General features: G+C 69.7%; 25 protein-coding genes and 2 riboswitches. Of the genes, 16 read left to right on the top strand and 9 right to left on the bottom strand.

The window, feature by feature from the left end; all coding sequences use genetic code 11:
* The first annotated feature begins 103 nt into the window (after positions 1 to 103).
* Positions 104 to 1795 (top strand): purine-cytosine permease family protein, encoded by a 1692-nt coding sequence (locus BR31_RS28400; protein WP_156042458.1) that lies wholly within the window; start codon positions 104 to 106, stop codon positions 1793 to 1795.
* Between the two features lie 108 nt (positions 1796 to 1903).
* Here BR31_RS28400 and BR31_RS0112660 read toward each other — a convergent pair whose 3' ends face one another.
* The gene (locus BR31_RS0112660; protein ID WP_231496463.1) at positions 1904 to 2926 is read right to left on the bottom strand and encodes a substrate-binding domain-containing protein; all 1023 of its coding nucleotides are present in this window, start codon (positions 2924 to 2926) and stop codon (positions 1904 to 1906) included.
* On the opposite strand from BR31_RS0112660, the gene BR31_RS31065 reads away from it, so the two are divergent.
* Positions 2853 to 3491, top strand: coding sequence for a MarR family winged helix-turn-helix transcriptional regulator (locus BR31_RS31065; protein ID WP_231496462.1), 639 nt, complete (start codon positions 2853 to 2855; stop codon positions 3489 to 3491). The genes BR31_RS0112660 and BR31_RS31065 overlap by 74 nt on opposite strands.
* 418 nt (positions 3492 to 3909) lie before the next feature.
* Here the strand turns inward: BR31_RS31065 and BR31_RS0112650 are convergent, their stop codons facing one another.
* From BR31_RS0112650 to BR31_RS32210, 3 genes are read right to left on the bottom strand one after another with little or no spacing between them, the layout of a single operon-like run.
* Positions 3910 to 6282 carry a serine/threonine-protein kinase gene (locus BR31_RS0112650; RefSeq protein ID WP_081830440.1) on the bottom strand — a complete coding sequence of 791 codons (2373 nt, stop codon included), beginning with the start codon at positions 6280 to 6282 and terminating at the stop codon, positions 3910 to 3912.
* Positions 6283 to 6293: 11 nt separating this feature from the next.
* Entirely contained in the window at positions 6294 to 7301 is a 1008-nt protein-coding gene (locus BR31_RS32215) for a glutamate ABC transporter substrate-binding protein (protein ID WP_051637346.1), read from the bottom strand.
* A 14-nt stretch (positions 7302 to 7315) separates the two neighbouring features.
* Positions 7316 to 8671 (bottom strand): hypothetical protein, encoded by a 1356-nt coding sequence (locus BR31_RS32210; RefSeq protein WP_027501297.1) that lies wholly within the window; start codon positions 8669 to 8671, stop codon positions 7316 to 7318.
* Between the two features lie 169 nt (positions 8672 to 8840).
* On the opposite strand from BR31_RS32210, the gene BR31_RS0112635 reads away from it, so the two are divergent.
* Positions 8841 to 9740 carry an NUDIX domain-containing protein gene (locus BR31_RS0112635; RefSeq protein WP_027501296.1) on the top strand — a complete coding sequence of 300 codons (900 nt, stop codon included), beginning with the start codon at positions 8841 to 8843 and terminating at the stop codon, positions 9738 to 9740.
* Positions 9741 to 9755: 15 nt separating this feature from the next.
* On the opposite strand, the gene thiE is transcribed toward BR31_RS0112635, so the two are convergent.
* Complete coding sequence (gene thiE, locus BR31_RS0112630) at positions 9756 to 10463, bottom strand: thiamine phosphate synthase (protein WP_027501295.1); 708 nt, start codon at positions 10461 to 10463, stop codon at positions 9756 to 9758.
* Positions 10464 to 10489: 26 nt separating this feature from the next.
* A riboswitch (TPP riboswitch) is annotated at positions 10490 to 10600 on the top strand.
* Here thiE and thiO point away from each other — a divergent pair.
* From thiO to BR31_RS0112585, 9 genes are all read left to right on the top strand, one after another.
* Complete coding sequence (gene thiO / locus BR31_RS0112625; protein WP_027501294.1) at positions 10597 to 11664, top strand: glycine oxidase ThiO; 1068 nt, start codon at positions 10597 to 10599, stop codon at positions 11662 to 11664. It overlaps the preceding riboswitch by 4 nt.
* Positions 11665 to 11671: 7 nt before the next feature.
* Positions 11672 to 11890, top strand: a complete 219-nt coding sequence (gene thiS / locus BR31_RS0112620; RefSeq protein WP_027501293.1) for a sulfur carrier protein ThiS — start codon at positions 11672 to 11674, stop codon at positions 11888 to 11890.
* On the top strand, positions 11883 to 12653 hold the full coding sequence (locus BR31_RS0112615; RefSeq protein ID WP_027501292.1) for a thiazole synthase: 771 nt from the start codon (positions 11883 to 11885) through the stop codon (positions 12651 to 12653). Before thiS ends, BR31_RS0112615 begins: the two co-directional genes overlap by 8 nt.
* A gap of 12 nt (positions 12654 to 12665) precedes the next feature.
* A complete protein-coding gene (locus BR31_RS0112610) occupies positions 12666 to 13346 on the top strand; it encodes a hypothetical protein (protein ID WP_027501291.1) in 681 nt (226 codons plus the stop codon).
* 133 nt (positions 13347 to 13479) lie between these two features.
* Positions 13480 to 14424 carry an ABC transporter ATP-binding protein gene (locus BR31_RS0112605; protein WP_027501290.1) on the top strand — a complete coding sequence of 315 codons (945 nt, stop codon included), beginning with the start codon at positions 13480 to 13482 and terminating at the stop codon, positions 14422 to 14424.
* Positions 14424 to 15218, top strand: a complete 795-nt coding sequence (locus BR31_RS0112600) for an ABC transporter permease (protein WP_027501289.1) — start codon at positions 14424 to 14426, stop codon at positions 15216 to 15218. Before BR31_RS0112605 ends, BR31_RS0112600 begins: the two co-directional genes overlap by 1 nt.
* A 105-nt stretch (positions 15219 to 15323) precedes the next feature.
* A complete protein-coding gene (locus BR31_RS0112595) occupies positions 15324 to 16805 on the top strand; it encodes a M28 family peptidase (RefSeq protein WP_037176434.1) in 1482 nt (493 codons plus the stop codon).
* Positions 16806 to 16844: 39 nt separating this feature from the next.
* Complete coding sequence (locus BR31_RS0112590; RefSeq protein WP_027501287.1) at positions 16845 to 17711, top strand: adenylate/guanylate cyclase domain-containing protein; 867 nt, start codon at positions 16845 to 16847, stop codon at positions 17709 to 17711.
* Between the two features lie 47 nt (positions 17712 to 17758).
* Positions 17759 to 17938 (top strand): hypothetical protein, encoded by a 180-nt coding sequence (locus tag BR31_RS0112585; RefSeq protein ID WP_027501286.1) that lies wholly within the window; start codon positions 17759 to 17761, stop codon positions 17936 to 17938.
* Positions 17939 to 17992: 54 nt separating this feature from the next.
* On the opposite strand, the gene thiD is transcribed toward BR31_RS0112585, so the two are convergent.
* Positions 17993 to 18832 carry a bifunctional hydroxymethylpyrimidine kinase/phosphomethylpyrimidine kinase gene (gene thiD / locus BR31_RS0112580; RefSeq protein WP_027501285.1) on the bottom strand — a complete coding sequence of 280 codons (840 nt, stop codon included), beginning with the start codon at positions 18830 to 18832 and terminating at the stop codon, positions 17993 to 17995.
* A gap of 10 nt (positions 18833 to 18842) precedes the next feature.
* Positions 18843 to 20534: a phosphomethylpyrimidine synthase ThiC gene (gene thiC / locus BR31_RS0112575; RefSeq protein ID WP_027501284.1), complete on the bottom strand. Its 1692-nt coding sequence runs from the start codon at positions 20532 to 20534 to the stop codon at positions 18843 to 18845.
* A riboswitch (TPP riboswitch) is annotated at positions 20526 to 20633 on the bottom strand. It overlaps the preceding gene by 9 nt.
* Before the next feature lie 179 nt (positions 20634 to 20812).
* Here thiC and BR31_RS0112570 point away from each other — a divergent pair.
* From BR31_RS0112570 to BR31_RS0112560, 3 genes are all read left to right on the top strand, one after another.
* Complete coding sequence (locus BR31_RS0112570; protein ID WP_027501283.1) at positions 20813 to 21145, top strand: GNAT family N-acetyltransferase; 333 nt, start codon at positions 20813 to 20815, stop codon at positions 21143 to 21145.
* Positions 21146 to 21293: 148 nt separating this feature from the next.
* Entirely contained in the window at positions 21294 to 21641 is a 348-nt protein-coding gene (locus tag BR31_RS0112565; protein ID WP_027501282.1) for a GNAT family N-acetyltransferase, read from the top strand.
* A 195-nt stretch (positions 21642 to 21836) separates the two neighbouring features.
* Positions 21837 to 22496: a DUF8020 domain-containing protein gene (locus BR31_RS0112560; RefSeq protein WP_027501281.1), complete on the top strand. Its 660-nt coding sequence runs from the start codon at positions 21837 to 21839 to the stop codon at positions 22494 to 22496.
* A 19-nt stretch (positions 22497 to 22515) separates the two neighbouring features.
* On the opposite strand, the gene BR31_RS0112555 is transcribed toward BR31_RS0112560, so the two are convergent.
* Positions 22516 to 23685 (bottom strand): methyltransferase, encoded by a 1170-nt coding sequence (locus tag BR31_RS0112555; RefSeq protein WP_027501280.1) that lies wholly within the window; start codon positions 23683 to 23685, stop codon positions 22516 to 22518.
* A gap of 192 nt (positions 23686 to 23877) precedes the next feature.
* Between BR31_RS0112555 and BR31_RS0112550 the strand changes: the two genes are divergently transcribed.
* The gene (locus tag BR31_RS0112550) at positions 23878 to 24552 is read left to right on the top strand and encodes a hypothetical protein (RefSeq protein WP_027501279.1); all 675 of its coding nucleotides are present in this window, start codon (positions 23878 to 23880) and stop codon (positions 24550 to 24552) included.
* Here the strand turns inward: BR31_RS0112550 and BR31_RS0112545 are convergent.
* Positions 24549 to 25364: an exodeoxyribonuclease III gene (locus BR31_RS0112545; RefSeq protein WP_027501278.1), complete on the bottom strand. Its 816-nt coding sequence runs from the start codon at positions 25362 to 25364 to the stop codon at positions 24549 to 24551. The genes BR31_RS0112550 and BR31_RS0112545 overlap by 4 nt on opposite strands.
* Positions 25365 to 25419: the final 55 nt, after the last annotated feature.

The following is a 25419-nucleotide window of genomic DNA, read 5'->3' as shown; positions in this document are numbered from 1 at the left end:
CTTAGCGTCTTGCCTACTGCAGCTCGTGGACACTCCGCAGCTTCGACAGCAAGAGAGGACGCAGATGAGCACCGTCTCGCCAACACCCGTCGGACATCAACCGGTGGATACGGGCACACGAACAGCCTGGTCCAGGTTCCGGGACTGGGCTGCGAAGGACAACATCGAGGACTACTCGCTGCGCTACGCGCCGAAGTCGTTCCGCCGCTGGAGTCCGATGGCCTGTTCCGTGACCGCACTCGGAGGCATCGCGTATCTCGCCGACTACTCGATCGGCGCATCGATCGCAGTCAGCCACGGCGCCGCCAGCGCGATCGTGGCGATCCTCGTCGCTGCGGTCACCATCTTCCTGACCGGTATCCCGATCGCGTACTACGCCGCGAAGTACAACCTCGACATGGACCTACTCACCCGCGGTGCCGGGTTCGGCTACTTCGGGTCCACTCTGACCAGCCTGGTCTACGCCAGCTTCTGCTTCATCTTCTTCGCGCTCGAGGGTGCGATCATGGCCCAGGCGATGCATTTGGCCTTCGACATGCCGCTGCCGGTCGGCTACCTGATCGGCTCCCTCATCATCATTCCGCTCGTTCTGTACGGCATGTCTGCCCTGGCGAAATTCCAGGTATGGACACAACCGTTGTGGCTGATCCTCTTCGCCGCACCGCTGGTGATGATCGCGATCACCGACCCGAGCGGCTTCGATGGGTTCCTCTCGTGGGCCGGAGACGGCGGCAGTGAACGGGTCACTGCAGTCGCGGTCGGCGCGGGCGCAGGCGTTGCACTGTCCCTGATCGCACAGATCGGCGAGCAGGTCGACTACCTGCGATTCATGCCCGAAAAGTCGGAGACACCGCCGCTGCGATGGTGGGCAGCCGTACTCGCTGCCGGCCCCGGATGGGTGATTCTCGGTGCCGCCAAGCAGATCTGCGGAGCGTTCCTCGCGTTCTACATCGCTGGAGAAGTGGGCTTCACCCGGGCCACCGAGCCGATCGAGCAGTTCCTCGGCAGCTACAGCACGATGATCCACAACCCCACCGTGGCACTCGCGATCGCCACCGTCATGGTGCTGCTCTCCCAGATCAAGATCAACGTCACCAACGCCTACTCGGGTTCGCTGTCGTGGTCGAACTTCTTCAGCCGCGTTCTCCATGTCCATCCCGGTCGGGTCGTCTGGCTCGCCCTGCACATCGCGATCGCGCTGACACTGATGCTGGCGAACATGTTCACCGTCCTGAACACGATCCTGGGGTTCTACTCCAACGTGGCCATCGCCTGGATCGGGGCCATCGTCGCGGATCTCGTCATCAACAAGGGGATTCTCAAGATCAGCCCGCCCTACATCGAGTTCAAGCGGGCGTACCTCTATCCGATCAACCCGGTCGGATTCGTTTCGATGCTGGTCGCATCATCGGTCTCGATCGTCGCCTACTTCGGAGCCTTCGGCGCCTTCCTGCAGGCGTGGTCGCCCTACCTGGCTCTGACGATCGCACTGGTCCTGACCCCGCTCATCGCGGTCCTTACCGGCGGCAAGTACTACCTGGCCCGGCCGAACCCGCTCCGTGAAGAGATCGAGAAGGAACCACTGTGGGCCGGGCAGACCCTCCTCGACATCGTGGACGGTAAGCGTTACGAACTCCCCGACATGGTGCACGACTGCCCGTTCCACGGCGGACCGATCTCCTCGCTCACCTGCACACTCACGAAGAACTGTCACGAGCAGTGCCAATCCGCGTCCTACGAGAATGCCGTCGACGCTGACGGACTCGGCCTTCGGAAGGCGCAAAGCGTCGTGTGATTGCCGTGGACGTCCCGGCCAGGTCGTTCATCCGACCTGGCCGGGACTGTTACGTCACGGCTGCCTGTTCTCCCCGGGGTGAACGACTTGGGCTTACATCGGAGAGTCTCAGGTCAATTCGGCGAGAACGTTGAACTCGAGTTCGTCCGCGGCGGCGAGATAGACGGGCTGGGTGGTGTGGGTTCCGCGTACCCGGACCTCACCCCGCGGACCGCCGTAGGTAACGGAGGGGGCATGGCGTTCGATCGCACGCAGGTCGAGGCTCCGGGCAGCCTGTGCCAAGGCCGCGAACAGCAGGATCCCCTCGTAACAGGATTCGCCGATGTTGTTCAGCGCGGGCGCCGCCGGACCGTGGTGTTCGAGGTAGCGGGCACCGAAATCCATGCCTGCCGACGAGATCAGGCCCTCGAAGTAGCCACTGGCGGTGAATAATCCGCGTGTGCTGTCCGGGCCGCCCGAGTAGAGCACGTCCTCGCCGATCATCATGCTCAACCGGATGCGGTCCTCGTCGAGGCCGGCCTGTGCGAACGCATCGTTGAAGGCGGCACAGTCGGCGCCGACCATCAACAACAACACTCCCTGTGCCCGCGAGCGCCGAACCATCTCGAGCGCCGCGGCGAAGTCGCGTCCACCGAGCGGGACGAACGATTCCCCGACGATGTCCATGCTGGTTGAGCAGGCGAAGTCCCGTGTTGTCCTTGCTGTTTCCCGTGGCCACACATAGTCGTTGCCGACCAGGCACCAGCGGCGGATTCCCAGTTCGGTGCGCAGCCAGCTCATTGCCGGGAACAACTGCTGCTCCGGCGTCTCGCCGACCATGTAGACACCGTCGGAATCCTCGCCGCCCTCGTAGAAGGTGGTGTAAACGTACGGTACCCGACCCGCGGTCGTCGGTGTGATCACCTTGCGAGCATTGGACAAATGCCAGCCGACGACGCCGTCAACGGACCCGGAGCTGACCATCGCGTCGATTTGCGCCGCCAATACCGGCAGCGGCGCCCCGGCGTCGACAGGGTGCAGCCTCACGGGCCGGTCAAGAATGCCACGTGCCGCATTGATGGCTGCGACGGCCAGGTCCGCGGATGCCTCGCAGGACGGGCCGAACATTCCAGCCGCACCGCTGCGTGGCACGACCAGCGCAATGTCGATGCTCTGTCGAGTGCGACCGAAAGCCGAGATCGAATTCGTCATGGGATTCACCGCCGCCATATATTTCTATCTGAAACAATCCCATACGGCGCTGTATAGTGTCTTTGTGGACAATAGCACCGGTGCCACCGCGCTCGAGGAGTTGACGCGACTGGTGAGGCAAGCCTCACAAGAACTGGAACGGTCCATCTCAACCTGCCTCGGAGAAACCTCGACCGCCCGCTGGCATGTACTTGTCGCCGTGGCGGACTCGGTCGGCCACCCGATGGCGCAACTCGCCGACGCAACACAGCTCACCGGGGCCAGTCTGACCCGGCTGATCGACGCGATGATCGCCGACAACCTCGTGCACCGCAAAGTCGACGACACCGACCGCCGGCGCGTACTCGTCTTCCCCACCAGGCGAGGACTCGCTACCCATCAGAAGATGACCCGCGCCATCGCGGCCGGCGGCCTGGACCGGTTCGCCGACGACAACGGCCGACTGGCACGGTCATTGAGTGCATTCCTCGAACAACTGCACGACCCCGAGCCTGCCCGGATCTAGAGCCAGGAACGCTGGGGCGACTCACCAACCGGAAGGCTGGTTCGCCGGGCAGCCAATGTCGGTTTCAGAATAGATATGGGAACCGCAGATGGCGCGACCCGTCAGTTCCACAGTCTTGGAACTGCTGACTGGCGGGGCGAATTAGCAGTGGGCGCCAGTTTCGACCCCCACGATCCGAACTGTGACCCGACGCTCCCGACAGGATCGGAACTGCCACCGCCCACCGTGCGGAGGCAAACCAGTCAGCGGCCGACACGAGGTTGGGGTCATCGAAAACAGCAGCGACTTTGTGAGTAGCTCGCATCTACGAGATGCCCTTCACCGCAGTAAGAACTGGACCATAGACAAGCCCAGTTCTTCCGCCGGGCAAGGGCATCTCGCCTCACGCCACGCTCACATCGGACCGTGCGGTGTCCGCTCAGATCAGGCTCTTGGGCCGGATCGAGTTGGCGAGGTCCACGAGTGCGTACCGGTGTCTGCGGTCCTCGGCGTTGCGCGCGAGGGCCCGCAGCCCGGCCTCGGTGCCCGCGCGCAGTCCCCGCTCGGTGAAGGCCACCCCGAGGATCGGTTCTTGTTCGGATTTCGCGACGTGGCCGAGCAGCACCCAGTCCAGCGCGGTGCCGAGCACAAGCGTGCGCATCTGCAGCGCCCGACCCTCGTTGGGCGGCAACGCGTTCACCCGGCGCGCCGCCTCCCGGATCGCGGTCTCGCCGATCTCCTCGATGGGTGCGCCCGAGAGCAGCGTGAGCACCGAGGTCATCCGGGCGACGTTGAAATGCCGTGAGCTCGGCGGCACCTGATCGAGGGCCGCGATCGCACCGGTGGTGTCACCCCGGTCGGCCAGTTGCCTGGCGAGCCCGAAGGCGGCGCTGACCATGCTGCGGTCCGTGCGCCACACCGTTCGGTAGTACTTCTCGGCGAACCCGCGCCACTGCTCGGGCTGATCGGTGTCCCAGTGCTGGAGAATGAGTTCCGCGGTGGCGGCCAACGCCAGCTTCGGGGCCATCTCGCCGGGCAGCGCCTCGAGGACGGACTCGAACTGGCTCATCGCCTGCTCGTACTCCGCGCCGAGGAGGGAGGCCATCCCGCTGTACCAGTCGACCCTCCAGTTCGATCCCTTTGCCGCATTGAGCGAACCGAGCACCCGAGACGCCTCCGTCGCGTCGCCGAGGTCGAGGTGGGCCTTCGCCTCCGCCAGTGCGATCTCGGCGGTGAACCCCGGGCGGCCGTCCACCGTTCGCTCGAGTCCGTTCGCCCTGGCGTGACGGATGGCGTCCAGGGTCTGATCCGGTTCCGCGTGCACCGCGGCGGCCAGCAGGGCGGCGCTCGGGTCGGACGGGTTGATCAGCGGAACGGCGAGCGCGGCCGTGATGTCGCGCCCCGACATGGTCGGCTCGTGCGTGCGGCCGTCGACATAGACATCGGTCTGCCGCACCGCCTCGTCGGTACCGAAGGTGGTGCGCTGCGGGCTGAACAGTTCGGAGAGCCCGGGCCGCTCCTCGTCGGTCTGCTGCGCCAGGATCTCGCGGAGCACCCCGGTGAGCTGGCTGGACATCTCCTCGGCGGAGCGGAACCGGTGGTCGGGATCGGCCGCGGTTGCCCGCAGCAGCAATCGACGGAAGGACTCGTACTCGCCGAGCAGCGGTGCCTGCTCGGGGCCGGGCAGTCCGTCGAGGTATTTGCCGTTGGCGGAGGGCATCTGGAGGCACAGGACGGCGAGGGTCCGGCCGACCGTGTAGATGTCGGAGGCGACCGTCGGGCCGGTCCTGAGAATCTCCGGCGCCTGGTAGCCGGGAGTGCCGTAGAGGTAGCCGTAGTCCTCGATGCCCGCGACGGCACCGAGGTCGATCAGCTTGAGCTGATCGTCGGTGATCATGATGTTCTCCGGCTTGAGGTCGTTGTAGACCAGGCCAACCGAATGCAGGTACTCGAGCGCGGGCAGGATCTCGAGCACGTACGCGATGGCCTGTTCGACCGGAATCCGTTCCGGCCGTTTGTGAGTGCTGAGTACATCGCGGAGCGAATGCCCGGCGACATACTCCATGACGATGTACCCCATCGGGCTGCCGTCGGGCCGCGGATGCTCGACGAAGTTGAAGATCTTCACGATGCTCGGGTGCGCCACCTCTGCCAGGAACTGCCGCTCGGCGAGCGCGACGGCCTGCGCCTCGGCGTCCCCGAAGTGCAGCAGGCCCTTGAGCACCACCCAGCGGTCGCTGACGTTGCGGTCGATCGCGAGGTAGATCCAGCCGAGACCGCCGTGCGCGATGCAACCCTGCACCTCGTACTGACCGCCGACCAGGTCGCCGGGACCGAGCAGCGGGGTGAAGTCGAAGATGGTGCCGCAGGAGGGACAGGTACCCGCGGACGCCCCTTGGCCGGAGGGACCCTTGCGGCCGACCGGCTTCCCACATTTCCAGCAGAACCGCTTGTTCTCCGGCACGACGGGATCGACCATCATCGCGTTGGCGGGCTCGACGGCGGTGACCGGCGGGACCTCGACCAGCCCGCCGCCGAGGCGGCGGCGCACGCTCGTGCGCGACCGTTGCGAGCGACTCCCGCGCCCGGTGGTGCGGGCGGGCGCGGACGATTCCGGAGCCGTCGCCCGGGTGCGGCCGGTGGCTTCCGGTGCGGAGGCCTGGGTGCTGCCTGAGGTTTCCGGTGCGGAGGCCTGGGTGCGGCCGGACGGTTCCGGCATCGAGGCCTGGGTCCGTTCGGACCGCTCGGTCGACGCGGACGGCGGCTCCGGGACCGACGGCTCCGGACCCGGATCTCCTTGCGTTCCAGCCATTGTCTCCGCTTTCAGTCCAGGTAGTGCGGGACCGGTGGGCCCGGCGACGGCCCGAGTACTCTCAGCCACCGATCGTAGATCCGATTCCAGGTGCCGTCCCGTCGCATCCGCTCCAGGCTGCCGTTGACCATCCGTACCAGGTCGTCGTCGGACTTGTTGATCCCGATCCCATACGGCTCCGAGCTCAGGCTCTCGCCCACGATCTCCAGGTACGGGTCCTGGGCCGCGAGGCCGGCCAGGATCGAGTCGTCGGTGCTCACCGCGTCGACCTGGCGCTGCTGCAGTACCACCAGGCAGTCGCCCCAGTTCGGGACCGTGACCACGGTCGCCTCGGGCTGCACCTGCTGGATGCGACCGACGGAGGTGGTGCCCTCGGCCGCACAGACGCGCTTGCCTGCCAGGTCGGCTGCGCCGCTGATGCCGGACCCCTTGACCGCCAGCACCCGCTGCTGGGCCTGGAAGTACACCGTGGAGAAGTCCACCTTCTCGCGGCGCTCGCAGGTGATCGTCATCGTCTTGACCACCGCATCGACCGTGCTGTTCATCAGCGCCGGGATGCGGCCCGCGGAGGGCAGGATCCGGAACTCCACCCGGTTCGGGTCGCCGACCAGGTCGCGTGCCAGTTCGCGCGCGATGTCCGCGTCGAAGCCCTCGATGGCGCCCGTCGCCGGATCGCGGAAGCTGAACAGATTGCTGCCGGTGTCGAGCCCGACGATGAGCCTTCCCCTGGCGCGGATCTCGGCGAGGGAGGTGCTCGGCGGCGACTCGGGCGCGACGCCGGGGAAGGGACGCAGGCTCGCGGTTGGATCCCCGCAGCTCGCCTCGTTCGTCGGCGGTCCCGTCGGCGGCGGCGCGATCGTGGCCCCCTCGGGCAGGGGAGGCTCGGTGTAGCCGCCCGTGTCCGCGACGATGCTCGGCTCGGCCTGCGTGCAGCCTGCGGTGATCAGGGATGCGGCGACGAGCAGGGCGGCCCCGGTGGCCCGCCACCTCGGTCGCGTCGGGCGCCGCTCGGCCGACACGGATGCGGGTCTCGTCACTGGTACTCCCGAAGCCGTGGCCAGAGGCCGACCCCGACGCCTGCCGCTGCCACGGCGGAGAGCACGAGCGCACCGGAGCCGAGGCCGCGCAGGGTCGAGTGGGCGCGGTCGACATCGGCGCGCAGCTCGCTGCGGGTCGCGACGATGGCGTCGTCGAGTGCGGCGTCGGCCCGGGTGAAGTGTGCCGTCGAGTCCTCCGCGCCGGGGCCGGTGACCACGGCCGCGGCCCCACCCCAGTCGCCGTTGTCGAGCAGGTGCTGAACCCGCTCGTGGGCGGCGGACCAGTCCTTCCCTGCCTCGGCGGCCTCGTCGACCAGATCGGTGGCCACCTTCACGCGGCCGTTGTTCGGATAGCCGGCCAGGATCTCCTCGAGGCGCGTCAGGTGCGTGCCGAACGCCGCCGCATAGCCGCCCTTCACGTCGCGGCGAACCAGGCCGAGGGTCTCGTCGGCCCTTGCCTGCTGGGCGAGGATGCGCCCGGTGGTCAGCTGCATCAGCGGGCGGGCGCCCTGCTCGAGGGCCCGTCCGGTCGACGTCGAGGAGATCAGCCCGGCGATCAGCAGCCACCCCAGCAGCGCCGCGATCGCGACGGCGGACAGGATCAGACCCGGGTTCAGCATCCGCCTGGTCCATCCGGCGAGCAGGACCAGGCCGACCACGAGGGAGATCAGCGACAGCAGGAGCAGCCCGATCGCCAGCCAGGGCGGGGTGGCGAACTCGTCCTGGTTCTGCACAACGGCCTCCGCCTGTTGGCCGTGCAGCTCCTCGGCGATCGGGAGCAGGGTCGTCTGCATCATGGACGAGGCCTCGCGCAGGTAGGCGGTGCCGACGGGGTAGCCGCTGCGGTTGTAGGAACGGGCCGTCTCGATCAGGCCCGTGTAGACCGGCAGCCCGGTGGACAGCTCGGTGAGCAGTCGCTGACCCTCGGCGTTCGTCTCGACGATGCCGCTCGCCGCGCCGATCAGGTCGGCGGCCGCCTCGCCGATCGACTGGGTGTACCGGTCGCGGACCGCGACCGGTTCGATGCCACCGAAGATGAACGCGGTGGTGGCCGCGGCGTCCGCGATGGAGAGCGAGCTGTAGAGGTTCTGGGTGGCGTTCGCCTGGGGCTCGACCTGGTTGAGCAGCGTGTCGAGGGTGCGCTGCCGGTCCGCGACCTGGATCGCGGCGACGGTGCCCGCGACCAGCGCCACCACGATCAGCGCGGTCCCGAGTGCGAGCAGCTTGGCGGGAGTCGTCCTGAGGAACTCGGACAGACGGCTGTATCGGCCCTGGGTATCGGAGGGCCCGCCGGACCGCGGCGCGAGATCATCGCCGAGCGGTTCCGTCGACGGTGCTTCCCGAACGGCCACCACGCACCCTTCCCAGCTGGCCCGGATGCCAGTCAAGGGGGAGCATATAAGCAGTAACTGAGCTTTGTTGTGCGTGACTGGCCTAAGTTCGGTCGAGAACGAGTTGACGAGGCGCGAGGGACCGCGTGGGGTGCGACGTGGCCGGATGTGGGGCAGGTGAACGAAGTCGATGCGCGGTGACGGGGACGGCTGGGCCAAGAGCGAAGACGGAATTCGGCATTGGGGCAAGTTCGGCGCTGCGGGGCTGCTGCTGCGCGCGCCCGCGGCCGACGGAACCCCGACCGTGCTCCTGCAGCACCGCGCCCAGTGGAGTCATCAGGGCGGCACCTGGGCGCTGCCCGGCGGGGCCCGCGACAGCCACGAGTCGACGGTGCACGCCGCCGTCCGCGAGGCCGAGGAGGAGGCCGGCATCCCCGGCTGCGAACTGCGGGTCCGTGCCGAACGGGTGACCGCGCGCGCCAGCAGCGGCTGGACCTACACCACGGTGATCGCCGACGCGGCCGGACCGCTCACGACGGTGCCGAACGGTGAGAGCACGGAACTGCGCTGGGTGCCCGAGGACCAGGTGTCGGGATTGCTGCTGCACCCGGGTTTCGCGGCGAGCTGGCCGCAGTTGCGGAGCACGCCGGTCCGGCTGCTGCTGGACACCGCGAACGTGCTGGGTTCGCGGCCGAACGGCTGGTGGCGGGATCGGGCGGGGGCGACGGGGGAGCTGCTCGCCGCGCTGGCCGCGACCCTGCCCCGCACCATCGAGCTGCCGGACGGCGGATTCGGCTGGCTGCCGCGGATCGAGGCGGTCCTCGAGGGGCAGGCGCGCGCCGTCGGCGCGGTGGACGCCCGGGTTCCCGTGCACGTCGCCGCGGGCAGCGGGGACGACGAGCTGGCCTTGTTGGCTGGTGCGGGCACGGAGCTGGCGGTGGCCGCGGGCGGCGGTGTCGGGCACCCGGCCTTCGGGGGCGTCGACGAACATCTGACCGCCGTGGTCACCGCGGACCGTGGGCTGCGCGAGCGCCTGCCGGAGACGGTCGTGCAGCTGTCGCCTTCGACCGTGCTGGGGTGGCTGGACTGAATCCCCGCCGCGCCGCTAGCGGCTGGCGGCGTTTCGGGCCAGGGTGTCGGCCAGCGAACGGGCCGCCGCCTGCGGGTCGCGCGCCTCGGTGATCGCACGCACCACCACGATGCGCTCGGCCCCGGCGTCGAGGATCTCGGGCAGCCGCTCCTCGTCGATGCCGCCGATCGCGAACCACGGGCGGGTCGGGTGCGAGTCGGCGGTCGAGCGGACCAGCTCGATGCCCGAGGCGGTCCGGCCCGGCTTGGTCGGGGTGGCCCACACCGGCCCGGTGCAGAAGTAGTCGACGTCGTCCTCGATGGAGGCGAGCTGTGCCTGCGCGCGGCTGTGCGTCGAGCGGCCGATCACCACGTTGGGCCCGAGGATCCGGCGGGCGTAGTGCACCGGCAGGTCGCCCTGGCCCAGGTGCAGGACGTCGGCGCCCGCGGCCAGCGCCAGGTCCGCGCGGTCGTTCACGGCGAGCAGCGCGCCGTGCCTGCGGGCGGCCGCGCCGAGTTCGGCCAGCGCGCCCAGCTCCTCCTGGGTCTCCATCGGGCCGAGCTTTTGCTCGCCCGCCGACCCCTTGTCGCGTAGCTGGATGATGTCCACGCCGCCGGACAGCGCGGCCTCGGCGAACTTCGCGAGGTCGCCCGTGTCGCGTCGGGCATCGGTACAGAGATACAGACGGGCGGTCGCGAGGCGTTCTCGAGGGGTGAGGTGCCTGCCGGAATGCGAGGGGTGCACGCTCTCAACGGTAGTCTCTACGCAGAGAGAAGTGACACGGGAGTCCCGGCGAGCGCGGGGCTGAGAGGGGGCCGCGAGCCCCGACCGTCATACCTGACCCGGATCATGCCGGCGCAGGGAGTGAGGTGGAGTTGTGAGCAGATCTGTCGCGGTGATCGGCGGCGGCGCGATCGGTCTGTCGATCGCGTGGCGTGCCGCCAAGGCCGGCTGGAGCGTCACCGTCCACGATCCGGCACCCGCATCGGGGGCGTCGTGGGTTGCGGGCGGGATGCTGGCGCCGCTGTCGGAGGGCTGGCCGGGCGAGGACGCGGTCCTGCAGGTCGGGGCCGCCTCACTGGCCCGCTGGCCCGACTTCGGCGCCGAGCTCGAGACGCTCTCCGGCGAGACGCTGTTCACCTCCCATGGCTCGCTCACCGTCGCGCTCGACGCGGCCGATGCCGCGGACCTGCGGACCGTGGCCGAGTGGATCGCAGGCCAGGGCTACGAGCTGGAACTGCTCTCGCGCGCGCAGATCCGTGCCGCCCAGCCGTCGCTGGCCCCGAACATCCGCCTGGCCCTGCTCGCGGCCACCGAGTCCGCCGTCGACAACCGTGCGCTGATCGCGGCGCTGCGGTCGGCCTGTGTCTCGTCGGGGGTGGAGTTCGTCGCCGAGGCGGTCACCGACCCCGCCGCGGTCGTCGCCGACCAGGTGGTGGTGTCCGCCGGTACCGCGTCCACGCGATTGTGGCCCGGGCTGCCGGTCCGGCCGGTCAAGGGCGAGATCCTGCGGCTGCACCGCAGGCCGGGGGTGGCGCCCGCCCCGACGATGACCGTCCGCGGCAGCGTGCACGGGCGTCCGGTGTACCTGGTGCCGCGCGGCGACGGCCTGGTGGTCGGCGCGACCCAGCACGAGTCGGGGGACGACACCCAGGTCACCGTCGCCGGGGTCCGCGACCTGATCGCCGATGCGCAGACGCTGATGCCGAGCATCGGGGAGTACGAGCTGCACGAGTGCGCCGCCGGACTGCGCCCGATGAGCCCCGACAACCTGCCGATCATCGGCCGGGTCTCGGACCGGGTGGTGCTGGCCACCGGGCACGGACGCAACGGCGTGCTGCTGACCCCGCTGACCGCGGACGCGGTGGTCGCCGAGCTCGACGGCGCACCCTTGGCGGAGGCGAAGAGCGCCTCCCCGGAACGATTCACCTTCAACGATGAGTGAGGACTCGATGACGAACACACCGGTGAACATCGGGATCACCGTCAACGGCGAGGACCATCAGCTGTCCGAGCCGCTGACCGTGGCCCAGCTGCTGGAGCACCTCGGCCTGCCCAGCAAGGGCATCGCGGTCGCGGTGGACGGCGCGGTGTTCCCGCGGGCGTCCTGGGACACCCCGGTCGGCAAGGGCTGGGAGATCGAGATCCTGACGGCGGTGCAGGGTGGCTGACCCGCTCGCCGCCGACCGGCTGACCATCGCCGGCCGCAGCTTCGGCTCCCGGCTGATCATGGGGACCGGCGGCGCGGCGAACCTCGCGGTGCTGGAGGAGGCGCTCGTCGCGTCCGGCACGGAGCTGACCACCGTGGCGATGCGGCGCGTCGACGCGGCAGGCGGTACCGGGGTGCTCGACCTGCTGCGCAAGCTGGACATCGCCCCGCTGCCCAACACCGCCGGCTGCCGCGGCGCGGCCGAGGCGGTGCTCACCGCACAGCTCGGCCGGGAGGCGCTGGAGACCGACTGGGTGAAGCTGGAGGTCATCGCCGACGAGCGCACCCTTCTGCCCGATGCCATCGAATTGGTTTCCGCCGCAGAACAACTCGTCGACGATGGCTTCACCGTGCTGCCGTACACCACCGACGATCCGGTGCTGGCCCGGCGGCTCGAGGACGTCGGGTGCGCGGCGGTGATGCCGCTCGGCGCGCCGATCGGTACCGGCCTCGGCATCTCGAACCCGCACAACATCGAGATGATCGTGGCGGCCGCAGGGGTCCCGGTGATCCTCGACGCGGGCATCGGCACCGCGAGCGACGCCGCGCTGGCCATGGAGCTCGGCTGCGACGCGGTTCTCCTCGCGACCGCGGTGACCAGGGCCAAGGTTCCGGCGCTGATGGCATCGGCGATGGCGTCCGCGGTGACCGCCGGGTACCTGGCCCGCCGCGCCGGACGGATCCCGAAGCGGTTCTGGGCACAGGCGTCGTCGCCCGACCTCTAGGAGGCGATCACCATGTCGACGGCGGCCGTTGAATTGACGCGCCGGCTGGGCCGCATCGAGACCGCGCCGGGCTCGGACGCCGAGGTCGCGGACCGGATGCTGCGTGCGTCTGGCCTCTCGCTCCACAGCACCGTCGTCCAGCTCATCCGCAGCGCTCTCGACCATCTGGACCTGGCAGGCCGGGGCACCGACCCGCACGAGTTCGCGCACCCGACCCTGATCCGCTCAGCCGTCACGACCGCGGCGACCGCGCTGTGGCTCATGGCTGGCCCGATCGACGAACAGCGCTATCGCACATTGCAGTTCGGCTACCGTGACCAGGTATACCGCCGTCAGTACCTGGAGACGAGCCGGGCCGGATTACGGGAGTGCGCCGCCGCCGACGCGCGAGGTGCGGAGCTGTTGGCCGCCGCCAGGACAGTGCGGCCCGGCCTGAGCGAGCGCAGCTTCCGAACCATCGACTCGGACAGCTTCATCGTCGCCCAGGCGGGCCTGCTCATGCGACAGGATGCGCTCGGCGGCCCTGACCCGGCGACGGAGGTGCCCACCCAGTGGAACCTTCTCAGCGCCTATGCGCACGGCCGGAACTGGTCGACCGTCGAGAAGGGCGACCGGATGGACAGCGCCGAGGTCGCACTGGCGGTGGCGGAGGCTGCGGTGGCCCGGCTCGAACAGCTCAGCGTCGCGCGCTGACGCGTGTCGGGGACCGGATCTCTGACCCCGACGACCGCCACGCCCTCTCAGGGTCGGGGTCATCCCTAGGTATGACACGGGACGCGACCTGCGGGCGATGTGCGGGGGCCCGGACTGAGGAATCCTTCTCGTCATGATTGAAGTGAGGGGTTTGACGAAAGAGTTCGGGCCCACGAAGGCGGTCGATGACCTGACCTTCACGGTAAAGCCCGGCATGGTGACCGGATTCCTCGGACCGAACGGTGCAGGCAAGTCCACGACGATGCGGATGATCCTCGGCCTGGACAAGCCGACCGCAGGAACCGCGTTGATCGACGGCAAGCCGTACCACGACCTGAAGCAGCCGCTCCGGACCGTCGGCGCGCTGCTGGACGCGAAGTGGGTGCACCCCAACAGGTCCGCGAAGGCCCACCTGCAGTGGATGGCGGCGTCGAACGGGATCCCGATGTCCCGCGTCGACGAGGTGCTGCGGCTGGTCGGCCTGACCGAGGTCGCGGGCAAGAAGGCAGGCGGGTTCTCGCTCGGCATGTCGCAGCGGCTCGGACTGGCGGCCACCCTGCTCGGTGACCCGAAGGTCCTGCTCTTCGACGAGCCCGTCAACGGGCTCGACCCCGAGGGCATCGTCTGGATCCGAAAGTTCATGCAGCGCTTGGCGGCAGAGGGCCGCACGGTGCTGGTGTCCAGCCATCTTCTCTCCGAGATGGCTCTCACCGCAGAGCATCTCGTGGTGATCGGCCGGGGACGGTTGATCTCCGACACGACCGTCAAGCAGTTCGTCGACCGCTCGTCCGAATCGACCGTGCGGGTGCGTAGCCCCCAGCTGGACGCGCTGCGCAGCGCACTGACCTCGCAGGGGCTCACGGTCCGGGAGGACGGCACCTCCGAGCTCGGCGGCGCGCTCATCGTGCTCGAGTCGACCACCGACGTCGTCGGGCAGATCGCAGGCGGCCAGGGCATCGTGCTGCACGAGTTGGCCGCCCAGCAGGGGTCCCTGGAGGACGCCTTCATGAAACTGACGGGTGACGATGTGCAGTACCACGCTGCAGGCGTCGACGACGTGATGGGAGGGGCGCTCTGATGGGTGTCGTGAACGCAGAACGGATCAAGCTCACCTCGACCCGGTCGCCGTGGTGGTGCACCGTCGCGATCATCGCGCTCGGCCTCGGCCTGGCCGCTGTGATCGGGGTGACGTCCAAGGCCAGCCTGAACCAGTTCAACGACCAGATCGCGCAAGGGGACAAGCCGGACTTCGAGCCCTTCCTGCCCACGCTGGCGGACGCGGTCGGCGGGGTGTCCGGGTTCGGCGTGCTGGTCCTGATGATCCTCGCGGCACTCGCGGTGACGAGCGAGTACCGGTTCGGCATCATCCGCACCACCTTCCAGGCCGTGCCGAAGCGCGATTCGGTGCTGATCACCAAGGCAGGTCTGATCGGCGGCTTCGGCGCGCTGCTCACCTTCGTGCTCACCTTCGGTGCGTACGCGATCGCCAAGGCGACGGCGGGATCCGATGCGGGTGCTGCACTGAAGCTGTCCGGCAGCGAGGCATGGCGGTCGATCTACGGCGTGCCGATCTACGCCTTCCTCTGCGTGGTGCTCGCCGTCGCGGTCGGCACCCTGCTCCGGCAGTCGGCCGGTGCCATCGCGCTGCTGCTGCTCTGGCCGCTGATGATCGAGAACCTGTTCAGCCTGTTCGGGCGGGTCGGTGAGAACATCAAGCCGTTCCTCCCCTTCATGAACGCGAACAACTTCCTCGGCGCGCCGCAGGGCGTCGATTTCCACTGGGGACCGTGGGGCAGCCTGGTGTACTTCACGGCCTTCGTCGCGGTGATCTTCGGACTCGCCCTGTTCACCGTGAACCGCCGCGACGCCTAGATCCCGAGCAGACGACCGTGCGCGTCCGGCACCCCACCTCGGGTGCCGGGCGCGCACGGTTTCTTTTTGCGCCGATCCGGCGCCCGTGCGCAGTACGCTCGGCAAATGCGACAGTCCATTCGGGCACGGGTCGGAGCGTCGGCGGCGGTCGTACTGGCCGGGATCGCGGTGGTGTCCGGGTGCGGCAGGGACGAACAGGAGTCGCCGCCCGGACCGCCGGTCGACGGCCAGTCGCTTGCGGCGGCCGTCGGGGGCGACGCGGTCGCCGCGCACATGCAGGCGCTCGAGCGGATCGCGACGGACAACGGGGGCAACCGGGCCGCGGGGACCGCGGGCTACGACGCCAGCGTCGACTACGTCGTGGACAGACTCCAGGAGGCAGGCTTCGAGGTGTCCACCCCCGAGTTCGACGTCGATCGCTTCATCGCCGGACCGGTGGAACTGCGGGCGGGTGACCGTCAGTTCACCGTCAGCACCCTGGAGTACTCGCCCGCGACGCCGCCGGAGGGGATCACGGCGCGGACCCTCGCGCTGCCGGACGACGGCAGCCCCGGCTGCGAGGCGACCGACTACGACGGACTCGACGCCGGGGGCGCGATCGTGGTGGTCCGGCGCGGGGTCTGTCCCTTCTCGGAGAAGGAGCGGGTGGCAGCCGATCGCGGCGCCGTCGCCCTCGTCGTGTTCAACAACGAGGAGGGCGCGCTGGCCGGCGGCACGTTGGGGGAGGACGCGGCCCCGCGGATCCCCGCCGTGAGCGTGCCGGGCTCCGAGGGGCCTGCGGCCGCGGCCGCACCTGAGCTGTCGCTGAAGCTGGAGGCGGTCACCGAGCCAACCACGAGCCGAAACGTGATCGCGCAGACCACGACCGGGTCGACGGAGAACGTGGTGCTGGTCGGCGCGCACCTGGACAGCGTCGAGAAAGGCCCGGGGATCAACGACAACGGGTCCGGCTCGGCCGCGGTGCTCGAGACCGCGCTGCGGCTGGGCAGCGCCCCGAACGTGACGAACGCCGTGCGCTTCGCCTGGTGGGGCGCGGAGGAGCTGGGCCTGGTCGGATCGGAGCGGTACGCCGAGGGGCTCGACGAGGGTGAACGCGAGGACATCGCGCTGTACCTGAACTTCGACATGCTCGGCTCGCGGAACGCGGGGTACTTCACCCTCGACGGCGACGATTCCGACCACGAGGGTGCCGGGCCGGGGCCGCAGGGCTCCGACGCGATCGAGCGAACCCTGGGCGGTTTCCTCGCCTGGCGCGGGATCGTCGCGGATGGAACCGATTTCGACGGCCGTTCCGACTACGGCCCGTTCATCGAGATGGGGATACCGTCCGGTGGGGTGGACAGCGGGGCCGACGATCGCAAGTCCGAAGAGCAGGCACTGAAGTGGGGCGGCACCGCGGGCGAGACCTTCGATCCCGGCTACCACTCGCCGGAGGACACCCTGGCCAACGTGGACCGGGCGGCGCTGGCGCAGAACGCGGCGGCGGTGGCGTTCGGCGTCGGCACGTACGCGAACTCCATCGAGGGCCCGGACGGGGTTCCCGCCAGGGCGGACCGCGCGCAGGCGCGGGAGGGCGCCGGACAATGACCCGGATAGTATCTGTGACTCTGAGTTACACTTCGGCCTGTGACTGAGGACCCCTCGACCTCGGGCGTCGACCCAACCGACGCGAGCGACCGCGACCCCGCGTCTGTGCGCCGCAGCAGGCCCGAGGCCGCGGCCCGGTGGATCCGCGGGGTCAACACCCGACCCCAGGTTGTCGACGCGTTCCGCAGGATCCGCAGGGCGCTGCCGGGCGACCCGTCCTTCGGTGATCCGCTGTCCACGGCGGGGCCCGGCGGTGTGCGGGCGATGGCCAGGGCGGCGGACCGGTTCCTCGACGACGGCCCCGGCGCCTCCCGCGAGGTGAGCCTCGGCGCGCTCCAGGTCTGGCAGGCGCTGCTCGAGCGGACCGGCCGTGGTCGCGGCCCGCGCGAGGTGACCATCGTCTTCACCGATCTGATCGGATTCTCGAGTTGGTCGCTCGGCGCGGGGGACGAGGTGACCCTCGAGCTGCTGCGGGAGGTCGCGAAGGCGGTCGAGGCGCCGATCGTCGACCGTGGCGGCCAGGTGGTCAAGCGGATGGGCGACGGGTTGATGGCGGTCTTCGCCCGGCCGGACCGTGCCGTCGAGGCGATGTTCGCCGCCCGTGCCCAGCTCGCGGAGGTGGAGGTCGAGGGCCACCGGCCGAGGATGCGGATCGGCGTGCACACCGGGTCGCCCCGGCAGGTGGCGTCGGACTGGCTGGGGGTGGACGTGAACGTGGCCGCCCGCATGATGGAGCTCGGCGGGGACGCCAATGTCATCGTCTCCGAGGCCACGCTTGCGGCGCTCGAACCGGGGTTCCTCGAGGACCTCGGCGCCACGACCAAGCCCTACCGGCGGGGGCTGTTCGCGGCCCCGATGCGCGGGGTCCCGGACGGCCTGCGCATCTTCACCCTCCAGAGGCGATGAGGTCGGGGGCATTGCCACCCGTGGCGCCGTCGGCGGACACTGGATCAATGGTGGACAGGGAGCAACGCACGCCCTTCTACGGGGTGGTGATGATTCTCGCGGCGCTCGGTGCGTCGATGGTGGTCAGCTATTACGGGCCGGCTTGGTTCCGCGTCACGGTCTACATCCTCGCGGTGTTGGTGGTCCTGGTCGGTGGCGTCATGACCTTCCGGGACTACTCGCGCTGACGTTGCGCTGTGCGCGTCGCCCCCGACTCGGTAGGGGCGACGCGCACAGACATGTCAGTGCAGGCGCCAGAGCGGGGAGACCGGACCGTGGCCCGCGCCCAGGTCGTACGACGCGGCCAGGCACCGCGTCACCCAGTCCTTGCCGAACGCGACGGCCTCGGGCATCGGGTACCCGTTCGCCAGCGCGCACGCGATCGCCGCGGCCAGGGTGTCCCCGCCGCCGTGATCGTTCCCGGTGTCGATCCGCGGGCTGGTGAACTCGTGGAAGTCCTCGCCGTCGAAGAGCAGGTCGGTGGAGGCCGTCGAGGTGCGCAGGTGCCCGCCCTTGACCAGCGACCACTGCGCCCCGAGCCCGTGCAGCGCCTCGGCGGCCCTGCGGGCGGAGGCGTCGTCCACCACGTCGATCCCGGTGATGAGCCGGACCTCGTCGAGGTTCGGCGTCACCAGCGAGGCGATCGGGATCAGGGTGTGCCGGACCGCGTCGAGCGCCTCGGCGTGCAGCAGGGGGTCGCCGTGCATGGAGGCGCACACCGGGTCGACGACCAGCGGCACCGCGTGCCCGCGCCCGATTCCCACCTCACCGCAGACCTCCGCGACGGCCTCGATGATCGCGGTCGACGCGAGCATCCCGGTCTTGGCCGCCCCGACCCCGATGTCGCCGACAACCGACCGCACCTGGTCGGCGACGATCTGCGGCGGGATCTCGTGGAAGCCGCTGACCCCGACCGAGTTCTGCACCGTCACCGCGGCGACGGCGACGCAGGCGTGCACGCCGCACATGGCCATCGTGCGGGAGTCGGCCTGGATGCCTGCACCGCCACCGGAGTCGGTTCCGGCGATGGTGAGGACGCGGATCGGGGTCTGTCCGTCCGGGGTCAGCGGCAGCAACTTCACGCGTGAGAGCCTATCGACCGGCCGGAACGACGGGCAGGTAGACCTGGCTGCCCCTGTCGGTGAACTCGGCGGACTTCTCGGCCATGCCCGCCTCGATCATCCGGTCGACATCCTCCTGCGTCTGCAGCCCGTTGCGCTCGGCGAACTCGCGCACGTCCGCGGAGATCCGCATGGAGCAGAACTTCGGCCCGCACATCGAGCAGAAGTGTGCGGTCTTCGCCGGCTCCGCGGGCAGGGTCTCGTCGTGGTACTCGCGGGCGGTGTCCGGGTCGAGCGACAGCGCGAACTGGTCGCGCCAGCGGAACTCGAAGCGCGCCCTCGACAGCGCATCGTCGCGCTCCTGCGCCCGCGGGTGCTGCTTGGCGAGATCGGCGGCGTGCGCGGCGATCTTGTAGGTGATGACGCCGACCTTCACGTCGTCCCGGTTGGGGAGGCCCAGGTGTTCCTTCGGCGTCACGTAACAGAGCATCGCGGTACCCGCCTGCGCGATCATGGCCGCACCGATCGCCGAGGTGATGTGGTCGTAGGCGGGCGCGATGTCGGTGGCGAGCGGTCCGAGGGTGTAGAACGGTGCCTCCTCGCACAGTTCCTCCTCGAGCCGGACGTTCTCCACGATCTTGTGCATCGGGACGTGGCCGGGCCCCTCGATCATCACCTGCACGCCATGGGATTTCGCGATCTTGGTCAGTTCGCCGAGGGTGCGCAGCTCGGCGAACTGGGCCTCGTCGTTGGCGTCCGCGATGGACCCGGGCCGCAGCCCGTCACCGAGTGAGAACGTCACGTCGTACTCGCGCAGGATCTCGCAGAGTTCCTCGAAGTGTGTGTACAGGAACGACTCTCGGTGGTGGGCGAGGCACCAGGCCGCCATGATGGAGCCGCCGCGGGAGACGATCCCGGTGACCCTCTTGGCGGTCAGCGGCACGTACCGCAGCAGCACCCCGGCGTGCACGGTCATGTAGTCGACGCCCTGCTCGCACTGCTCGATCACGGTGTCGCGGTAGATCTCCCAGGTCAGCGCGGTCGGGTCGCCGCCAACCTTCTCCAGTGCCTGGTAGATCGGCACGGTGCCGACCGGCACCGGCGAGTTGCGCAGGATCCACTCGCGGGTCTGGTGGATGTCCTTGCCGGTGGACAGGTCCATGATGTTGTCCGCGCCCCACCTGGTGGCCCAGACCATCTTCTCGACCTCTTCGGCGATGGAGGAGGTGACCGCGGAGTTCCCGATGTTCGCGTTGATCTTCACCAGGAACCGCTTGCCGATGATCATCGGCTCGGACTCGGGATGCTTGTGGTTCGCGGGGATCACGGCCCGCCCGGCGGCCACCTCCTCGCGCACGATCTCGGCTGAAACACCCTCGCGGGCAGCGCAATAGCGCATCTCCGCGGTGATGATCCCGGCCCGCGCCCAGGCCAGCTGGGTGCGCGCGAGGTTGGGTCCGCCGCTGCGGCTGGTGCCGCCGAGATCGACGGGATCGGGCTTGGCCCAGTCGTCGCGGGTCTTCGCGAGGCCGGCCTCGAGGTCGATGGTCGCCTGCGCGTCGGTGTACGGGCCGGAGGTGTCGTACAGGTCGAGATGTTCGCCGTTGGTCAGGTGGACCCGGCGGACCGGCACGGCCAGGCCGTCGACGGTCAGGTACTGCTTGGTGCTGCCCTCGATGGGGCCGGTGGTGACGGTGGTTCCGGAAACAGAGGTGTCCCTCATGCGTGCTCTCCCTACGCCGGCATTACCCGGTCAGGTTCAACGGTCGACGGCCCTAGCCGTCCTCTCAGCCCGCTGGTGCGAGCCCCCGTGGGTTGTGTAGTTGTCGGGCACGACCCTAGGGCACGTCTGCGGGGTGGGCGAGCGCGGCCGGGTGGCCGTGGAGATCTCTTGGCGCGAACCTGGAGATTTCTTGGCACAAATCGGGACGCCGGGGCAACCCCCTGCCTATAGTGGCGGAAATCACATTGTGATTACGGATCGGGCAAGGAGATGGGCACATGATCACGGAATCGCCGACGGCAGAGGTGACGAACAACGCAGGTCAGAACCGGTTCGAGCTGAGGCTCAACGGGGACCTCGTCGGCATTCTCGGTTATTACGACTTGGACACGCGGAGCGCGAGGAGGTCCTCGGCCGCGACCCCGGTCGTCTCGTTCATGCACACCGTGATCGTCGAGGACTTCGGTCACCGGGGGCTCGCCGCGGTGATGGTGCGCCGGGCTCTCGACGCGGCGCGCGGCTACGGCTGGAAGGTCCGGCCGGTCTGCACGTATCTGCAGCGATTCGTCGCCGACAACCCCGAGTACCGGGACCTCATGGTCTCCGTGTGAGAACTTCGGGTGCCGATTCGGCCACGATTGGATGGTGACTGGGCAACAAATCGCACCTTCGGCCCCAAATCGGGCGACCGCGCCGGGGCGGGACTGCTTCCATGGTGAGGTGTCTCACATTTTCAAGCGACCTCCCGTCCCGGCAGCGGTGGTGACTGCGCCCGCCCCTGTCTTCGCGAACCCGGCGCTGGCGCGCGTCGTGGACAACCCCTCGCATGCCCGCTTCGACCTCTGGGTCGGCGACGAGCTGATCGGCATCCTCGGCTATCGCGGTGAGGGGGAGTCGAGCGAGTTCACGGGTGGCCGCGGGGAGGTGGTCGCGCTCATGCACACGGTCGTCAAGGAGGAGTACGGCGGTCGCGGCTGGGCCGCGGTACTGGTCGGTGACGTGCTGGCGTTGTCGAGGGAACGTGGCTGGCGGCTGCGGCCGGTCTGCACGTATGTGCAGCGCTATCTGGGCACCCATCCCGAGGAACTGGACCTGATCGCCGACTGAAACTCCGGTTCCTCCCCGAATTCGCCGAGTCCGACACGGAGCGCGGCAACTGCCCCTATGCTTCCCCTGACCCGTCGCGGTCGGGGCTGGAATACAGGGATCCGAAACAGGTTTCGGCTTCCCCGGTCCCGGGCGGTGGCGGGCGTCATGTCATCGCTTCGCGTATCGACGCGCCGTGTAGCTGGGGGAAGAAGAATGACGATCGTTGCTGCCGCGCGCGAGGGCGCCCAGGGCGGGTCGGCTCAGGCGGCCGGGATCTCGGCGGACGTCAGGGCGGGCACGGCCTCGCTGGCCGTCGCCCTCGGCGTCGCGGGATTCGCGCTCGCCTCGGTTGCCGTCGCGCCGCCGGCGCAGGCGGGCCCGATCCGGGAGTTCGCGAAGTTCATCGCCACTCAGGTCGAGGCGAGCACCGCGCAAATCAAGCTCGACTCCGGTCGCTTCGTCCGGGACGCCCAGACGAACGCCATCGCCGCGGTCAACGAGGCGGGCCGCGTCCTGGAGAACCTCCCGCTGCGCCTCGAGGTCAACGGCGCGGTCCAGGGCATCACCTACTCGATCTCCGAGAGCGGCAAGGTCGTGTCGGCGGTCGTCGACACCGCCGTCGACGCCGGGGGCGTGGTGGCCGCGGAGGTCGTCAACCAGGCGGGTGCCCTCGCCGAGGAGTGCGTGAAGTCCGGGGTGAAGCCCGCCATCGCGGGTGCGCTGTCCGGCGCCGTGACCGCGGCGTCCGCCGCGGGCGTGGCAGCGGGCCCGGCCGGGCTGGTCGGCGGAGTAGCCGCGGGAGCCGCCTCGGGCGCGGTGACCGGATTTGCGGGTGGCTGCGCGGACGGCCTGGTCAGGCAGCTGGTCCGCTAGGTGTTCGCCGGTCCGCGCGTCAGGGCGTGCGGACCGCGAGTCGCCAGAGCGAGACGACCTCCTCGGCGCGGACCGCGGCCAGCGGGTCGTGTCCGCGCGCGCCGCGCCCTTCGGAGCCCGCGCCGCTCGCGCGCGGGTGCCTCGGCCGGGTGTCGGTGCGGCCGAGCACGGTCAGGCCCGCCCGCTCGAACTGGTCCGTCAGCTGAGCTCTCGTGCGCAGGCCGAGGCGCTCGGCCAGGTCGGAGAGCACCAGCCAGCCCTCGCCGCCGGGGTTGAGATGATCCGGCAGGCCGCGGACGAACTCGGTGAGCATGTGCCCCTTGCGGTCGAAGACGCCCAGCTCGATCGAGGACGTCGGGGCGGCGGGCACCCACGGCGGGTTGCACACCACCAGGTCGGCCGTGCCGGCCGGGTACACGTCGGTGCGGACCACCTCGACCCGGTCGGCGACCCCGAGTCGCTGCAGGTTGTCGGTCGCGCACGCCACCGCGCGCGGTTCGATGTCCGTGGCCACCACCCGTCCGACGCCCCGCCGTGCCAGCACGGCGGCGAGCACGCCGGTCCCGGTGCCGAGGTCGAATGCCGTTCCGGCGGTGGGTAACTGCGCCTCGGCAACCAGGTCGACGTATTCGTTCCTGGTGGGCGCGAACACGCCGTAGTGCGGGTGGATCCGCGCGCCGAGGGCGGGGACCATCACGCCGCGCCGCCGCCACTCGTGCGCGCCGACCGCGCCGAGCAGTTCCTGCAGGGAGGCCACGCTCGGCCCGGCAGCCTCGCCGTACGCCTCCCGGCACGCGTCCCTGATGTCGGGTGCGCGTCGGAGGTCGATGCCGAAGTCCGGGCCGAGCTCGATCAGGACCATGCTCAGGATGCGGGTGCGGTGTGCCCTTGCCTGCCGATGCCGGTGGAAGGTGACGGCGAGGTCCGGATCGGGCTTGACCTGCTGCCGGTCGAGCCGACGCTTGAGCGCGTCGAGCAGTTGCCTGGCGCCGAGGAAGTCGCCGCGCCAGAGCATCGCGGTGCCCTCGGACGCGAGCCGCATCGCGTCGTCCGCGCGGAGTTCGTCGCCGAAGGTCTCGACCCTCTTCGGTGGCTTGACGCTGCTGTTGGTCCGCCACGGCGCCGTGTGGCGTACGCCGGCCTCGATCCATTCGACCTCGGTGGCGGGCTGATCGCGCGGGGTCTCCACGGGCGGACTCCTAGCGATGGGGGCGGCGCGACGCCTGCGAAGCACGCCCGGACCGGGCGGACACGGTGGATGAATCGTAGACCGGTCGGACGAACGCCCCGAAATTTGAGAGCACTGCTCTTGTTTTCTTGGCCACTGTGGTGAACACTGCTCGTAAGAGAGAGCGATGCTCTCGTTACGGAGGAGGCAGACATGGTCGACACAGCACAGCGGGTGGGCACCGACCGCGCACGGGCCGCGGCCGCGGCGTCGTTCGGGGCGGCAGGGGTGCTGTTCCTGCTCTACCCCGCGGTCCGGCCCTACTCGGACTACCTGAACCAGGCCACCATGGAGGGCGCCCGGGCCTATGCGTCCGGCGCATGGGTCGCGGCGCACTTCTTCGGGATGATCGGGTTCCTGCTGCTCGGCCTCGCCGTGCAGGCACTACGGGAGATCCTCCGCGGCACCGACGGGAATCGCGCAGGCATCGCCGCGACGGTGCTGACCTGGGTCGGGGTCGGCCTGACCCTGCCCTACTACGGCGCCGAGGACTTCGGCTTGCACGCGATCGGCGAACGCGCGGTCGCGGAGGGGACGCCGGAGCTGCTCGACCTGGTCGACGGCGTGCGCGGCGGCGGCACCCAGATGACCATGTTCGCGATGGGGCTGCTGCTGGTCGCCGCTGGCGCGGTCGCCGCGGCGGTGGGGATCTGGCGGTCCGGGGTGCTGGCGCGATGGAGCGGGGTCCCGCTCGCGGTCGGGTTCGCCCTGTTCATCCCGCAGTTCTTCGGCAGCCCGTGGATGCGGGTCGCGCACGGGGTGCTCGTGGCGGCGGGCGCGCTGTGGCTGGCCGCCGAACTGCTGCGCGCTCGCCGCGTCTCCGGCTAGTCCAGCTCGACCACGACCGGGGCGTGGTCGCTGGCGCCCTTGCCCTTGCGCTCCTCGCGGTCGATGGACGCGCCGGAGACCCGGGCGGCCAGCGCGGGGGAGCCGAGGGCGAAATCGATCCGCATGCCCTGGCGCTTCGGGAACCGGAGCTGGGTGTAGTCCCAGTACGTGTAGACGCCTGGGCCGGGGGTGAACGGGCGGGCGACGTCGACGAAGCCGGCGTCCTGGAAGGCATTGAAGGCGTCGCGTTCCGGCTGCGACGTGTGCGTCTTGCCCTCGAAAAGTGCAGGGTCCCAGACGTCCTCGTCGGTCGGCGCGACGTTCCAGTCGCCGACCAGCGCGATCTGGGCGCTCGGATCCTGGGCCAACCACTTCGCGGCGTCGTCGCGCAGGATGGCCAGCCAGTCCAGCTTGTACTCGTAGTGCGGGTCGCTGAGCTCGCGCCCGTTCGGGACGTACAGGCTCCACACCTGGACCCCGCCGCAGGTGGCGCCGATGGCCCTGGCCTCGACGACAGGGGTCGCGATGTCCAGGCTGTCCGGCGCGGGCTTGGCGAAGCCCGGCTGTCCCTCGAAACCGACCTGCACGTCCTCGAGTCCAACGCGGGAGACGATCGCGACGCCGTTCCACTGGCTCAGGCCGACGTGGGCCACCTCGTAGCCGAGCTCGGTGAACCGTTCCGTCGGGAACTGGTCGTCACGGCACTTGGTCTCCTGGATCGCCAGCACGTCGGTGTCGGTCCGCACCAGCCAGTCCACGACCCGATCGGTGCGGGCCCGGACCGAGTTCACATTCCACGTCGCCAATCGCATTCGAGGCAGCCTAGTGGGACCACGACGGCGCCCCCCGGGTCGGTCCGGAGGGCGC

It is taken from the genome of Rhodococcus sp. UNC363MFTsu5.1, from assembly GCF_000686785.1.
In the GTDB taxonomy this organism is placed as follows: domain Bacteria; phylum Actinomycetota; class Actinomycetes; order Mycobacteriales; family Mycobacteriaceae; genus Rhodococcus_G; species Rhodococcus_G maanshanensis.
Note: the sequence above shows the minus strand (reverse complement) of the source record. Positions and strands in the feature narration are given on the sequence as shown.

Coding starts and splice junctions, on each gene's coding strand:
- BR31_RS31065 (WP_231496462.1), top strand. CDS start 2,853: ATGGCTGCGACGGCCAGGTCCGCGGATGCCTCGCAGGACGGGCCGAAC.
- BR31_RS0112650 (WP_081830440.1), bottom strand. CDS start 6,282: ATGGCTGGAACGCAAGGAGATCCGGGTCCGGAGCCGTCGGTCCCGGAG.
- BR31_RS0112635 (WP_027501296.1), top strand. CDS start 8,841: ATGCGCGGTGACGGGGACGGCTGGGCCAAGAGCGAAGACGGAATTCGG.
- thiS (WP_027501293.1), top strand. CDS start 11,672: ATGACGAACACACCGGTGAACATCGGGATCACCGTCAACGGCGAGGAC.
- BR31_RS0112610 (WP_027501291.1), top strand. CDS start 12,666: ATGTCGACGGCGGCCGTTGAATTGACGCGCCGGCTGGGCCGCATCGAG.
- BR31_RS0112605 (WP_027501290.1), top strand. CDS start 13,480: ATGATTGAAGTGAGGGGTTTGACGAAAGAGTTCGGGCCCACGAAGGCG.
- BR31_RS0112600 (WP_027501289.1), top strand. CDS start 14,424: ATGGGTGTCGTGAACGCAGAACGGATCAAGCTCACCTCGACCCGGTCG.
- BR31_RS0112595 (WP_037176434.1), top strand. CDS start 15,324: ATGCGACAGTCCATTCGGGCACGGGTCGGAGCGTCGGCGGCGGTCGTA.
- BR31_RS0112585 (WP_027501286.1), top strand. CDS start 17,759: ATGGTGGACAGGGAGCAACGCACGCCCTTCTACGGGGTGGTGATGATT.
- thiC (WP_027501284.1), bottom strand. CDS start 20,534: ATGAGGGACACCTCTGTTTCCGGAACCACCGTCACCACCGGCCCCATC.
- BR31_RS0112570 (WP_027501283.1), top strand. CDS start 20,813: ATGATCACGGAATCGCCGACGGCAGAGGTGACGAACAACGCAGGTCAG.
- BR31_RS0112560 (WP_027501281.1), top strand. CDS start 21,837: ATGACGATCGTTGCTGCCGCGCGCGAGGGCGCCCAGGGCGGGTCGGCT.
- BR31_RS0112550 (WP_027501279.1), top strand. CDS start 23,878: ATGGTCGACACAGCACAGCGGGTGGGCACCGACCGCGCACGGGCCGCG.
- BR31_RS0112545 (WP_027501278.1), bottom strand. CDS start 25,364: ATGCGATTGGCGACGTGGAATGTGAACTCGGTCCGGGCCCGCACCGAT.